Genomic DNA, 13,149 nt, shown 5'->3' on the forward strand with positions numbered 1-13,149 from the left:
TCCATCATTTTTAACTATAAGGAGGGAAACAAGAACGAATTAGGGCGCCTTTCCTTGCTCGCTCCGGACTTTCGCGTTCGCTTCGGTCCTTCGGACGGCTAACGCCTCCTCCGCATCAAGGGCGCTTAGTGACATAATATTTTTTTCCCTTGGCCAGGAATTCTCTTACCAGTCCAAACGATCGGCATAGGTGATATCCGCAAATGCGGAAACCCTCCATTGGCGCACGGGAGTTTTCACCCTATACTGAACTTATGATGAACCGAATCAATTTTGAATCCATTGAAAACTTAAACCGACAAAGACTCGTTAGGTTTATTTGTTCCTTGTTTTTTGTAAGTGGTCTTGCGGTCTTGGGAGGCGGTTGTATTTCTCCTGACCTCGTCCATGACTCGTACTATTCAAGACACCCCAGCCAAAATGGTCACAACTACTACCAATATCCTTATCCCTACCAAGGGTCTAGGGGAGGTTATGGTGTTCCGTATCCTTATCATGGGGGAGGAAATCAGTTCCAAGTCCCGAGATCTCACGGCGGCGGTCATAATCCCTTCCATGTTCCTGCTGGAAGATACCATAATGTTGGCAGTCCCGGGAAATGGAGGTTATAGATCTTGGGAAATTTAAACTTAAATACGATTTCTTCGGATGGGAATGACAAATACCGTACGTTCTGTCCGAATAATTCGGGTTCCCACTTCCGATTGGTTTCTTCTATTCGTTTTTCTTTCGGTAGGTTGTGCGAGTCTACTCCCTCCCGAAAGAAGAGTGTATCCGAAGAACCCAGTCACTTTGCCCGAAGGAATGGACATCCACCAATGGATAGAAACAAAAAAGAATCAATACCTGGAAAGATTTTGGTCGGATCAAGTTGGAGAAAGTGAATACAAATTCAATTATATCCGAAAAAACTTAACCTCCTTTGGTTCTTACGTTTCATGCAGTGCGATGATTCGCAATTCATCTCTAAAACAACTGGAGTTATACAATCTAGTTTCAATGGTCAACTATGCAGACTATACAAAGTTTATGAGAAAAGGTGGAGACTTAGGTCCCATGAATGAAAAGGAAAGAACCGAAATCCTTCTTCCTTGCATCGAAGAATTTTTAGAACCTCCCCAACCCAAGGAATGATTGATTTGTGAAATATTTTTTTTCAATTTTTTTAATCTTATGTTTTCATTGTTCCTTTGCTAATTTAGATAGAAATCTAAAACCTTTTCTTAGGGAATCTTCAAAAACAAAAATCTCTGATTCTGTAACCATCTTAAATCAAAATCGAATGTATCATAGTAAACAGCGTAAGGGTTGGGTAGAAATGGGTCCAATATTTGGTGAGCCAACCAACCAATACTTTCCCAAAAAACAAAAAGAAATTGGCCAGTCTCGTTATCATTGGAAGGAAATTTACATTCATAACATTGATGATGATAATTTTCAACTAACAGACGTAAAAACGGACTATGTTTTTTTTGTCACCGCAAGTCATCCCCGCAGTGATTGGGAAGAAGGACGGTTTAGCCAAGTACTTCAATTGATAACTCATTGTATTATCCCTTGCAAACAAAAATTCATCCAGGAAGTTAAGGTAAAGTTATTTTATAAGAACAGCTTATTGTCGGAAAAAGTAAGCTCAGTTTCTGGAACTAGTTATTTAAGCCCTTGGTATATTCCATTTCCCTTTCTTTTTCAAATGCGGGATAATGGGAATTTAACAAATGAACCCAGTCTTGTTTCTGCTTTGTACTTACAAGGTTTCCAGGAAGCCATTGATGAGATTTATTTAAATCTGCCGGACGAATTGGTAGAAGAGACGAAGGGTGTGCCTTAAATGAAAGTAAACCATAAATACGAATTTGTAGGGGGAATAGTAGGAGAAATGGATTCTAAAATGGCTCAATTGAAAATAAGAAAACAAATGAGACAGAGATTGGGTCGATTTAGAATTGGTCCTCTTGGTCTTTTGATTTGTATCTCCACATTTTTTTTGGTCAGTTGTGCAAGTTTACTTCCACCTGAGAGACGAATGTATCCCAAGAACCCTATCTCCTTGCCAAAAGGAATGGACATCCATGATTGGATGGATACAAAAAAGAAACAATTCCCTAATCATTTACAAAGCGATTCCCCTTATGCTGCTGTTTATAAAATAGTATTCTTCCGAAAAGAGAAAACCTTTCTCGGCTCTTATATTTCTTGTAGTGCTTATCTCAGACAAACCAAAGGGAATACGATTGAAATCGTAGAAATGGCATCTATGATCAACTATTCAGACTATACCAAATCACTCAGTCGGTTCAATAAAGGTGGAGACTTAGGCCCCATGAGTGAAAAAGAAAGAACAGAAGTTCTTCTTCCCTGTATTGAAGAATTTTTAGAACCGCCACCGACCAGGAACTAAAACAGAATCAAACTTTGGATGTTTCTTCGGTAATCCCCGAATAACGTATGAGTCCGAGAGTCAAATCATCTTGAATGGCGGCAATTCCTCCAGAAAGTTGGATGACTGATTGGAAAACTTGGTCTTGGATTTCAAAGAGAGGAAGGCTTCGTATATCGCGAATTAAGTGAAGAAGTCTCTCCTCACCAAACATCTGTAATGATTCGGGTTCTCTTGCTTCGGTGAGTCCGTCAGTGAGCATTACAATCAAATCCCCCGTTTCCAATTGGAATCTCTCTTCTTCCGCAAGGATTTCGAAAATGGGGGTAATGATCCTTCCCATTGGTTTTAAACTTACAAGAGCACCCGATTTACGAATGATAAAAAGTGGAAAATGTCCAGCCCTTGCAAATGTGAGAGAACCCGTATCTGTATGAAGGTGGAGTAGGCTTGCTGTGACAAAATGTTCCCGTAGGTTGGGAATGATTTGGTGGCGAATGGATTCTAAATTATCTTTTAGACCAACTGGGTCTTGTTTCCATTTTTCCAGTGATGTTTTGACAAGTGCACTTAATAAAGCAGCGGGAATTCCATGTCCAGAAACATCACAGATAAAAACACCTAACTCTTGTCTTTCGGGTCTCCAAACGATATCATACAAATCCCCACCCACTTTCATCATAGGGATATTTTTAAAAAGAATATCAACACCTTGTGGCAAAATTTCTTTTTGAGGAAAAAGGGACTCTTGGATGCGTTTGGCCATATCCAATTGTTTTTCAATTTCTGTCCTTTGTTCTTCAATCACAGCGGTTCTTTCTAGAACCTTCTGTTCTAATTCTTCATTGGCCTTTTCTTTTAGTTCATTTAAAACCTGTAAGGACTTTAAGGAAGCCAGTTGTGCCCTTTCTCTTTCCCTTGTGGCTGTGACAAGGAAGTAAGCAATCCCGCTGATACAAAACAAAAACGCATCCAAAAAAATTAGAGAATCGTTGATGGAGAGCCCACTCGCATCTCTTCTTGCAAAAACACCTTTGCCTTCGATGGTGAGTGTAACGGCTGTAAAGGCGAGGACGACTGTGGAGAGTGTTGCTCCAAATTGACGAAACCGAATGCTTGTGACAATCACAAAGGGGATGGGCAAAAAGAGTAAGGGCCATTCATCGCTAAAAGCAATAGACCCAGAAATATAAACTAAAATGATCCAAAGTAAAAGTTCGATTTGTTTGCGAAGTTCTAATTTTAATTTTGCTTTGGGATGAAACCAAACATAAAGCAATGGTGCAACGATGAGAAAACCAAGCATTTCTCCCGAAAACCAAGTGAAGAATACATTGAAATACAGTTCACTCGATAAAAAATCCCAATACCATAAACTCGTAACACCCATAATGGTGCTCACAAAAGATCCGGGAAATGTTCCGATGCTTAAGAAATATATTAAATCCTTTGTGGAGTAAATTGGATCACTTTTTTCTGTGACTCGTTTGATGATTCGATAATTGATGTAACTACTGAGTGTGTTTCCGATTCCAATAAGGAATGCTGTTTGTAGATGCGGATTGTTAAAAAAATTGGCAACAGTGGCACCTAAATAAATTCCAGGCAATGCAACAGGGCCAAGAAGGAGAAGAGATGCAAGACCCACTCCTTCCGGGGGCCAAACAGGGGAAACTTGGCTATTTAAAAAGGCAATTTTAAATCCAATCTGTGCTGAGATGAAGTACCCAATGAAGATGATGGGTGTCCAAATAAAAATTCTTGTATATAGGACAGTCTTCATTCGGATTGAAGCATTTCCCATTCCTCCATTTTGTAAAGAATTTCCGTTTCTATCTTTTGGATTTCTTCAGATATTTTTTGAAGTTCTGTATGATCATTTGCGAATGTACTCAATTTCTTTTCTAATTCTTGTTTTGATGACTCAAGTTTGGCAATCTCTGATTCTAATTTAGAAAGTTTCTTTTGGTCTTGTTTGGATTTTGAGGGTTTCTCCGATCCAAGGGGAGTTGGCAAAACTTCTTTTGGTTTTGGGGAACTGGGTTCAGTTTCTAATTCTAAAGAATCATTTTCTAAAAAGGAAGAAAATGTTCCGATGAAATGATCCAACTTACCTTCTTTTCGAAAGACAAGTAGACTCTCTGCTGTGCGGTCTAGGAAATACCGATCATGGGAAACAATCACAACAGTTCCTGGAAATTCATCTAAAAAGGATTCTAAAACAGAAAGTGTTTGGATGTCCAAATCGTTAGTTGGTTCATCTAAGATGAGAAAGTTTGGACCCGTCATCAGGATCTGAACGAGAAAAAGCCTTCTTCTTTCGCCTCCCGAAAGTTTGGCGATGGGAGTGTATTGTAATTTCCCATCAAAAAGAAATCTTTCTAACATCTTTGCTGCTGAAATTTTTTCACCAGATTCGGTTTCGATCATTTCTCCAGCTACATCTTTGATATAATCGAGCACATTTCGTTCCAGTGGAAGTTCGGAACTAGTTTGGTCAAAGTATCCCACCTTGGTATTGATCCCTGGTTTGATATAACCACTATCGGGTGTAATGCGGCCAGACATTAGGTTGAGAAGAGTAGATTTTCCAATTCCGTTTGGCCCAATGATTCCGAGTCGTTCTTTCGCTTTAAAAGTATAAGTGAAATCGTTGATGAGTAATTTGTCTGCGATTCCTTTTTTTAGATTATGAATTTCTAAAATGGTTTTTCCTTGGCGTTTGGCGGCCACACTCAGTTCTAAGTCTTTTTGTATTTCTCGTTTTTCTCTGTTCTGGAGATCACTGGCACGATCAATCCTTGCTTTTTGTTTGGTGGAACGTGCTTTGGGTTGGCGTTTCAACCACTTCACTTCTTGTTTGAGAAATTGTTTGATTTTATCTTCTTGTTTTTGAAGGGTTTCTTCTCTTTCTACTTTGCGTTCTAAATATATTGAATAGTTACCTTCATATAAAAAATGACTACCGCGATCCAGTTCCAAAATTTTGGTAACAATCCGATCCAAAAAATACCGGTCGTGAGTGATAAGTATAATTGCCTTGTCGAGTCCCGCCAGATATTCTTCTAACCATAAAATAGATTTTACATCTAAGTGGTTTGTTGGTTCATCTAAGATCAGTAAATTACTTTCATCAATGAGGGATTTGGCAAGTTCTACTTTCTTTAACATCCCTCCAGACAACTCAGACATTTTTCTTTCTAATTTTTCGACACCTAACTCTTTTAATATGGACTTAATCTGTTGTTCGTAATCCCAAGCAGAAAGCCTGTCCATTTCTTGTGAGGCATTGGTAAACTCATCATCTAATCCTTCCTCACCTTCGCTCATTCGTTCACAGATGTCTTCATATTTGCGGATGGTTTTGACTAATTTGTTATCACCTTTATAAATATGATCGAGGATGGTTTCCTTTGGATCAAAGATGGGATTTTGATCGAGGATAGAAATTTTAAGGTTATTGTTTTTGATGATTTGTCCGGAATCGGTTTCTTCTTTTCCAAGAAGAGCACGAAGGAGAGTGGACTTACCCGATCCATTAATCCCCACAATGGCGAGTTTTTCTCCTTCACTAATTGAGAAGTCGAGATTTGAAAAAAGTTTTTTTTCGCCAATGGTTTTGGAAAGTTTGGATACGGAGACTAGCACAATGTCCATGAGATGGAAATAGGCTCATTCGGACAATCGTATTCAATATTTTGTTATGAATGTACATCTGATTTATCGACTTTGTCTTGGATTTTAAGTCCTTCGGATTTTTCGCATTCTCCCTATTTCCTACCTTGGACTTACTAGCATATATGTTATCGAATGGACAAGATGAGTTTTATAGTTCGATCCTCGGTCGGCAATCCATCCCTGAAACTGTGGTTGGTGGCAAACAAGTGGCCAGTCGGTTTTTAGAAGAATTGTTTTCGATTCTTTTTTCTGGATACCATTCCGAACGTAACTTTACTTCTAAAGATCAAATCATCGACCAGTTGGAACTTTTTCGTATCCGTTGGAAAAACTTATTAGAACCTTACTCTGCTTATGCGGATAGGGAGTTTGGAAGGATCATTCCTTTGGATGATATTTTACACAACTTCATTGCCAAACTGCCTGGTTTGTACCAGTGGATGTGGGAAGATGCGGAAGCTGCTTTTTTAGGTGATCCGGCTGCCGAAAGTATCCACGAAGTGGTTCTCGCCTATTCAGGGTTTTATGCCGGTGCCGTGCACAGAGTGGCCAATTATTTTTTTAAGTCTGATTTGCCTATTTTTCCAAAACTTTTATCTCGTGTCGCACATGAAGCAACTGGGATTGATATCCATCCTGGTGCCGAAATTGGTAGGGCATTTTTTATGGATCATGGAACAGGAATCGTGATCGGAGAAACCACGCGTATTGCAGACAATGTAAAAATTTACCAAGGTGTGACTCTTGGAGCACTTTCGGTAAACAAGTCTTTGGCGAAACAAAAACGCCATCCTAGCATAGAAGAAGGTGTTGTGATTTATGCAGGAGGCACTATCCTCGGTGGGGAAACTGTTATCGGCAAACAGTCGATCATCGGAGGGAATGCTTGGATCACTCAAAGTATCCCTCCTTATTCCGTTGTGTATCAAAAATCAGAAGTGAGAGTCCGAAGTGCAAATGAAATCCAAGGTTTGGATTTCACCATTTGAACTAAAGACCAATCCTGTTCCGACTTCCTAACCCATACAACACTCGGATGAGTGCATCAATGTCCTCACAAGAATTGTAAAAGGCAAGTGATGGCCTAACTGTAGATTCCAATCCAAACCTTCTTAAGATCGGTTGGGCACAGTGGTGGCCTGCACGTACGGCAATTCCTTCTTCTGCGAGTTTTTTTCCAATCTCTTCTGTTTTGAATCCATCTACAACAAAGGACAACACTCCCGCTTTCTCCTTAGCAGTCCCGATCAAATGGAGGCCTGGAACCTTTAACAATTCTTTGGTGCCGTATTCCAATAGATCATGTTCAAAGGTTGAAATTTGTTTCATCCCAAATCGGTTCAGGTATTCAATCGCTGCTCCAAGGCCAACCGCATCCGCAATGTTACCTGTTCCAGCTTCAAATCGAAACGGTGCCTCTTGGAAGGTTGTATGATCAAAGTTGACATCTTTAATCATATTCCCTCCACCTTGCCAAGGAGGCAAACTGTCGAGGATTGCTTTTTTTCCGTAAACCACACCGATCCCAGTGGGTGCAAAAAGTTTGTGCCCACTAAACACAAAGAAGTCACAATCAATTTCTTGTACATTCACTGGCATATGAGAAACAGATTGAGCTCCATCCACAATCACAAGGGCTCCCACTCGATGAGCCGACCTTGTCATCTCTTCTACCGGCACAACGGTTCCTAGTGCATTCGAAACTTGCGTGATGGAAACAATCTTTGTTTTGGAGTTTAACAGACGTTCGTATTCACTTAGGATGATTTGCCCGGAGTCATCCACAGGCGCCACTTTTAACTTAGCACCTTTTTTAGCACAGACCATTTGCCAAGGAACAATGTTGGCGTGGTGTTCTAAGTGAGTGATTAAAATTTCATCACCAGCTTGGATCTGTTTGTCGGAGAGTACATTCGAAAGGAGATTGATTCCTTCCGTGGTTCCTCTCACAAAAACAATTTCTTCAACACTCCCAGCTCCAATAAATCCTTGGACAAGAGACCTTGCTTTTTCATAGGCATCTGTAGATCTTGCTGCCAGAGTATGAGCTGCACGATGGATATTCGAATTTTCATGGAGATAAAACTGAGATAACCTTTCGATCACCGAAGTTGGTTTTTGTGTGGTGGCTGCATTATCAAGCCATACCAAAGGTTTCCCATTCACAGTTCCTGTAAGGATCGGAAAATCTCTCCTTGCGGATGCGAGATTCCCACCACCTGACTGAGGTAAACCGATACTTGGAAAAGACAAAAAATCAGAATAGGAAAAACCTGTGTCTGTTAATTTTAAGTCTTCTAAGTAAGGTAAGGACTCATTTGGTAAATTTTGCGATAGCGAGTCATTTGATGGAAACCCCGCTGTGGGAACGTTACTACCACCAAACGATTGCAAAACTCCAAACATTTCCTTCGCCATTTTTTCTAGTGTTTTTTCATCGGGGAACTGAGAGGATGGTACATTCCCTATTGAGTCCGGCTTTAGTTTTAAAAAACTCGGATCATTGGTATTCATAATAATTTCCCACATCTACATTGTCTAGTGCCGCAATGGCATCGTCAGTGAGTATGGCTGCCGAGCAGTAAAGAGAAATCAAATAGGATCCAATGGCAGATCGGTTAATCCCCATAAATCGAACGGAAAGTCCAGGAGTTTGTTCACCAGGTAAATTGGATTGGTATAAACCCACAACACCTTGTTTTTTTTCACCAACTCTTAAGAGTAAAATACTAGATGTTCCTTTCGCTGATTTCGGATTTGTTTCTCCATTCACAAGAAGTTTGTCTGTAGGAATGAGCGGTAGTCCTCTCCATGTGAGAAATTGTGCACCAAACAATGTGACGGTGGCCGGTGGAACTCCTCTTCTTGTGCATTCACGACCAAAGGCAGCAATCGCAAGTGGGTGTGCTAAAAAGAAAGATGGTTCTTTCCAAACCTTAGTAATTAAATCATCCAAATCATCAGGAGTAGGAGGTCCTTTGCGAGTACTGATTCTTTGGTGAGCCGGAACATTTTTTAATAATCCATAATCTTCATTATTGATAAGTTCTAATTCTTGTTTTTCTTTTACACTTTCAATTGCCAAACGAAGTTGTTCATTGATTTGTTCATGGGGAGAACTATACAAATCAGAAACTCTAGTTTGTACATCAAGGATAGTCGAAATTAAACTAAGGGTGTATTCACGTGGTTTTTCTTCGTAGTTAACAAAAGTTTCAGGAAGTTCCTGTTCTCCTTTTTGCCCACAAAGTACATCCACTTGTGTATTGGATTTCACTCGGTTGACACGAAGGACTCCGGCTTCTAAAGGTTTCCAGTCGAGTAACCTAACTAAAAAACGTGGAGTAATCGCACCATACTGTGCATTCGTTTTTACCGTATTTGCCAGTTGGCGTGCGGCTAAGTCTCCCAAGGCGTGTTGGGTTTGTTCTGCCATAAATGACCTCTTTTTTGGAAATGGATCATTTATCGTCGTGATTGTTTTCGATATCGAATACGAGAATCGAAGTTCGGTCTTAAAATAGGATTAAGTTTTGTTTGGTATATTGTACATTTCGTCCAGTTGAATGGCGGCTTATTGGATTTGGAGCCAATGTTTCATTTTTTCGGAGATTGTTTTCAGAACAACTGGTTTGGAGATATAATCGTTCATTCCGCAATCTAAACATCTTTCCTCTTCACCTGACAGAGTACCTGCGGTAAGGGCAATGATCGGAACCATTTTACCGTTAGTCAACTTACGTATGGCTTTTGTGGCATCATAACCATTCATCTCTGGCATTTGTACATCCATAAAAACAAGCTGTGGTTCTGTTTGGATAAAATTCTCCACTGCGAGTGCGCCGTTTTCCGCTTCAATGATGATGGTGCCTGGTAAAGATTTTTGTACAATTGCTTTTGTTAACATCATATTCACAGGATTGTCTTCGACAATCATGATCTTAATTTTTTCGTTTGTTTGGATTTGGTGGACCGGTTCATAATTGGGAGTGACCACCTCTTGGTTTTTTCCTGAAACCAATTTTTCCAAACTTTCATATAAAATATTTGTTTGGATGGGTTTTAAAAGAATGGATTGAACTCCAAGTTCTTTGCATCTTCTGTAAATGTTTTCATCATTTGAAGATGTATGAAGAGACAAGTAAGGTTTTTTTAGTTTTTTCGATTCGATGGTTTTTAAAAGATTCTCGATAAAATCTAAACCATTCATTTCTGGCATATTGAAGTCGGAAATGATTACATCATAAAATGTTCCAGAATGAATGACTTCTAGTGCTTCTTTGGGTGATCGAAAACCATCTACACGAATCCCTTTGTAACTTAACATTTCATGTATTACAAATAAATTAGTTTCGTTATCATCAAGGACCATTACTGATTTAATTTCACCTAATTCCGGTTCAGTGTTTCTTTCATTATCAGCAAGAGTAGTAAATTTAAAATAAAATCGAGATCCTTTGTCTCTTTCAGATTCTAATTGCATCTTAGAGTCGAAGAGATTTAATAATTTACTGGAGATAGAAAGACCAAGGCCTGTTCCGCCGAATTGTCTGGTTGTGGATGTATCTGCTTGGGAAAACACTTCAAAGATTTTATCTTGGTTTTCGGGGCTAATTCCAATTCCGGTATCAATCACTTCAAATAAAAATTCATATTCGTTGTTTTCCTTTGGTTCTGCGGAAATTTTGATTTGGATTTCCCCTTTTAAGGTGAACTTCAAAGCATTGCCTATCAAATTCAAAAGGATTTGTCTTAATCTTAAAGAATCGACGAATATATTTCTTGGAACTTTTGGTGATATGTTGAGAATAAGTTCCAAACCTTTTTCGTATGCTTTGTGTTTTACGATTTCTGCAATTTGGTGGAGTAAATCATAAATGTTGATTCTCTCCTTATAAAGTTCCATTTTTCCAGATTCAATTTTAGAAAAATCTAATATGTCGTTGATTAAATCGAGTAAGGAGCTGGCAGAAAGATAGACTGTCTCCATGTATTTTTTCTGCACTTGGTTGAGTTCAGTTCGCATAAGTAAGTCTGAGAAACCAATCACTCCATTGAGAGGGGTCCGGATTTCATGACTCATATTGGCAAGAAAATCTGATTTTGCCTGAGAGGCTTTTTCTGCGTTTTCCCTAGCAACAATAAGTGCTTTTTCCAGTACTTTTCGTTCGGTGATATCAGTATGTGTGCCGATCATACGAAGTGGTTTCCCATCTTCTGTCCATTCGATTACTTTCCCACGATCTAAAATCCATTTGTAAGATCCATTTTTGCATAACATCCGATGTTCGTTGAAATATACGGATGTTATTCCACTAAAATGTTTGTCTAAGTCGGCAAAATAGTTTGGTTTATCTTCCGGATGGACTCTGGATTCCCATTCAGAGATATCTGTTCCAATTTCATCTTCTGAATAACCTAACATATTTTTCCATTGATTGGAAAAGAACACTTTGTTCGTTTGGGAATTCCAATCCCAAATTCCATCTCCGGATCCTTCTAAGGCAAATTGCCATCGACTTTCACTGGCACGTAACGCTTCTTCGGTGGCTTTGTGGGCGGAGATATCAATTCCAATTCCTAAATATCCCGTGATTTCTCCATTTTTATTTTTTGTGGCAGTGACGACGAGTTGGACGGGGAATTCCGTTTTGTCCTTGCGGACATATGTCCATTCGTGAGAATCATATTCACCTAACTTCGCTTTGTGGATAAAGGTATCAAACCCAACAATGGGAATTCCAAATTCATGTGATAAAATGGTCGAACGGGCTTCTATTTCTTCTTGTCTATGAAATATGGCTGGAGTTGTTTTTCCAACAACCTCTTCTGAATCATACTGTAAATGGTATTCGGCACCTTTGTTGAAGTGGGTAATGATCCCAGTTATGTCTGCACCTATGATGGTTACATGGGTCGTTGCATCTAAAATAGTTTCTAGTTTAGATAGGGCATCTTCTTTTTGTATGTCCAAGTGAACACTTCTTGTAATGTCCTGGAAACTTCCAAAAACTCGGATACATTTTCCATCCTTAAATACAGAATGTCCAATGGCTCGTGCCCACTTTAATTTTCCCAATCTTGTTTTGATTTGCAAAACTAAATCATAGGATGTTCCTTTAGTTACTGCCTTGTCAAATGCATCCAGTAACATTTTTTTGTGGTTCTCTAATGGATAAAAATCAAAAGCGGTTTCTAATTTTGGGACGTAATCTTCTGGTACTTCATGAATGCGTTTTGTTTCTTTTGCCCAAAAAAGAGTGTTCGTGGTTAAATCAACATCCCAAGATCCTACGTTGGCTGCTGCATTGGTTTCTTCAAACAAAAGTTTGATTCGAGCAAGTTCATCTCTTTGTCTTAAAATTTCTAATTCTTTGTCTTTACGTTCCGTGATATCGATAAGATAAGAAATTTTTTCGGTAGGAATGGAATTGAAATAACTCACTACGCTATAAACGGAAACATAAATATATTTTCCGTCTTGTTTCTGAAATCGAAATTCTCTTTGGTAAGTTCTTGATTTGTTTTTTATATAATCTTTTTCTTCTTGGATCGCCTTTTCTTTGTCATCTGGATGGATGAGATCATCAGGTTTTAACATCCCTTTTTTGAAATCACCGGTTTGATAACCTAGGTTCAGTGAAACGTTCGGAGACACATAAGTTGTCAAAAACTCCGTATCAAATTTAAAACGAAAAATAACATAAGGACCACTATCCAAAATTACATTTTCAATGCTGAAGTTTGGTTCTCCACGAAGGATCACCCCTGGTAGGTTTTTGGATTCTAGATAACGGCCCGAAATTCGAAACGGATTTCCTAGAAGGGTTGTTGTGAATTGGAAAGGTGTTCTTCTTGCTAGTGTTTCTTGGCAAAGATTGGCAAGGATCAGGGCATCTCTTGGAGTGATATGAAGGTCGTTGATATGTTTCCCAGTGGATATGGAATCTGGTGGCAGATAAAGATTGGGGGAAGTGCGTGAAAATTGAATTTCTAAAAAGGGATCTAGGTAAATTAGGAATTCGTCAAAACTCTCCACAATGGATTGGTAGTTGAAACTTTCTGCCATGAATTGTTATGTCACTTGACCA

10 protein-coding genes are annotated in these 13,149 nt (G+C 39.1%); 5 read left to right on the plus strand and 5 right to left on the minus strand.

Annotated elements, in window-relative coordinates:
- Positions 1-203 precede the first annotated feature (203 nt).
- Genes EHR01_RS18195 through EHR01_RS18210 form a run of 4 tightly spaced genes read left to right on the plus strand, consistent with a single transcriptional unit; the run spans position 204 to position 2,401 of the window.
- Positions 204-611: a hypothetical protein gene (locus tag EHR01_RS18195; protein WP_135696991.1), complete on the plus strand. Its 408-nt coding sequence runs from the start codon at positions 204-206 to the stop codon at positions 609-611.
- Positions 612-654: 43 nt separating this feature from the next.
- Positions 655-1,134, plus strand: coding sequence for a hypothetical protein (locus EHR01_RS18200; RefSeq protein ID WP_135696993.1), 480 nt, complete (start codon positions 655-657; stop codon positions 1,132-1,134).
- A gap of 7 nt (positions 1,135-1,141) precedes the next feature.
- The gene (locus EHR01_RS18205) at positions 1,142-1,831 is read left to right on the plus strand and encodes a hypothetical protein (protein WP_135696995.1); all 690 of its coding nucleotides are present in this window, start codon (positions 1,142-1,144) and stop codon (positions 1,829-1,831) included.
- Complete coding sequence (locus tag EHR01_RS18210) at positions 1,832-2,401, plus strand: hypothetical protein (RefSeq protein WP_244310182.1); 570 nt, start codon at positions 1,832-1,834, stop codon at positions 2,399-2,401. It begins immediately after the preceding gene.
- A gap of 7 nt (positions 2,402-2,408) precedes the next feature.
- Here EHR01_RS18210 and EHR01_RS18215 read toward each other — a convergent pair whose 3' ends face one another.
- Positions 2,409-4,163, minus strand: a complete 1,755-nt coding sequence (locus EHR01_RS18215; protein WP_135696997.1) for a PP2C family protein-serine/threonine phosphatase — start codon at positions 4,161-4,163, stop codon at positions 2,409-2,411.
- Positions 4,160-6,037 (minus strand): ABC-F family ATP-binding cassette domain-containing protein, encoded by a 1,878-nt coding sequence (locus tag EHR01_RS18220; RefSeq protein ID WP_135697000.1) that lies wholly within the window; start codon positions 6,035-6,037, stop codon positions 4,160-4,162. The genes EHR01_RS18215 and EHR01_RS18220 overlap by 4 nt, the downstream gene beginning before the upstream one ends.
- A 143-nt stretch (positions 6,038-6,180) precedes the next feature.
- Here EHR01_RS18220 and EHR01_RS18225 point away from each other — a divergent pair, with 143 nt between their 5' ends.
- Entirely contained in the window at positions 6,181-7,047 is an 867-nt protein-coding gene (locus EHR01_RS18225) for a serine O-acetyltransferase (protein ID WP_135697002.1), read from the plus strand.
- 1 nt (position 7,048) lies between these two features.
- On the opposite strand, the gene EHR01_RS18230 is transcribed toward EHR01_RS18225, so the two are convergent.
- The 3 genes from EHR01_RS18230 to EHR01_RS18240 form a co-directional block, all read right to left on the minus strand.
- Complete coding sequence (locus tag EHR01_RS18230) at positions 7,049-8,572, minus strand: family 2A encapsulin nanocompartment cargo protein cysteine desulfurase (protein ID WP_135697003.1); 1,524 nt, start codon at positions 8,570-8,572, stop codon at positions 7,049-7,051.
- A complete protein-coding gene (locus tag EHR01_RS18235; RefSeq protein ID WP_135697005.1) occupies positions 8,559-9,494 on the minus strand; it encodes a family 2A encapsulin nanocompartment shell protein in 936 nt (311 codons plus the stop codon). Before EHR01_RS18235 ends, EHR01_RS18230 begins: the two co-directional genes overlap by 14 nt.
- A 138-nt stretch (positions 9,495-9,632) precedes the next feature.
- Positions 9,633-13,127 (minus strand): PAS domain-containing hybrid sensor histidine kinase/response regulator, encoded by a 3,495-nt coding sequence (locus EHR01_RS18240; protein ID WP_135697006.1) that lies wholly within the window; start codon positions 13,125-13,127, stop codon positions 9,633-9,635.
- Positions 13,128-13,149: the final 22 nt, after the last annotated feature.

The sequence above is a fragment of the Leptospira mtsangambouensis genome, from assembly GCF_004770475.1.
Lineage (GTDB): Bacteria > Spirochaetota > Leptospiria > Leptospirales > Leptospiraceae > Leptospira_A > Leptospira_A mtsangambouensis.

Coding starts and splice junctions, on each gene's coding strand:
- EHR01_RS18200 (WP_135696993.1), top strand. CDS start 655: ATGACAAATACCGTACGTTCTGTCCGAATAATTCGGGTTCCCACTTCC.
- EHR01_RS18240 (WP_135697006.1), bottom strand. CDS start 13,127: ATGGCAGAAAGTTTCAACTACCAATCCATTGTGGAGAGTTTTGACGAA.
- EHR01_RS18220 (WP_135697000.1), bottom strand. CDS start 6,037: ATGGACATTGTGCTAGTCTCCGTATCCAAACTTTCCAAAACCATTGGC.
- EHR01_RS18225 (WP_135697002.1), top strand. CDS start 6,181: ATGTTATCGAATGGACAAGATGAGTTTTATAGTTCGATCCTCGGTCGG.
- EHR01_RS18215 (WP_135696997.1), bottom strand. CDS start 4,163: ATGAAGACTGTCCTATATACAAGAATTTTTATTTGGACACCCATCATC.
- EHR01_RS18210 (WP_244310182.1), top strand. CDS start 1,832: ATGAAAGTAAACCATAAATACGAATTTGTAGGGGGAATAGTAGGAGAA.
- EHR01_RS18235 (WP_135697005.1), bottom strand. CDS start 9,494: ATGGCAGAACAAACCCAACACGCCTTGGGAGACTTAGCCGCACGCCAA.
- EHR01_RS18230 (WP_135697003.1), bottom strand. CDS start 8,572: ATGAATACCAATGATCCGAGTTTTTTAAAACTAAAGCCGGACTCAATA.
- EHR01_RS18195 (WP_135696991.1), top strand. CDS start 204: ATGCGGAAACCCTCCATTGGCGCACGGGAGTTTTCACCCTATACTGAA.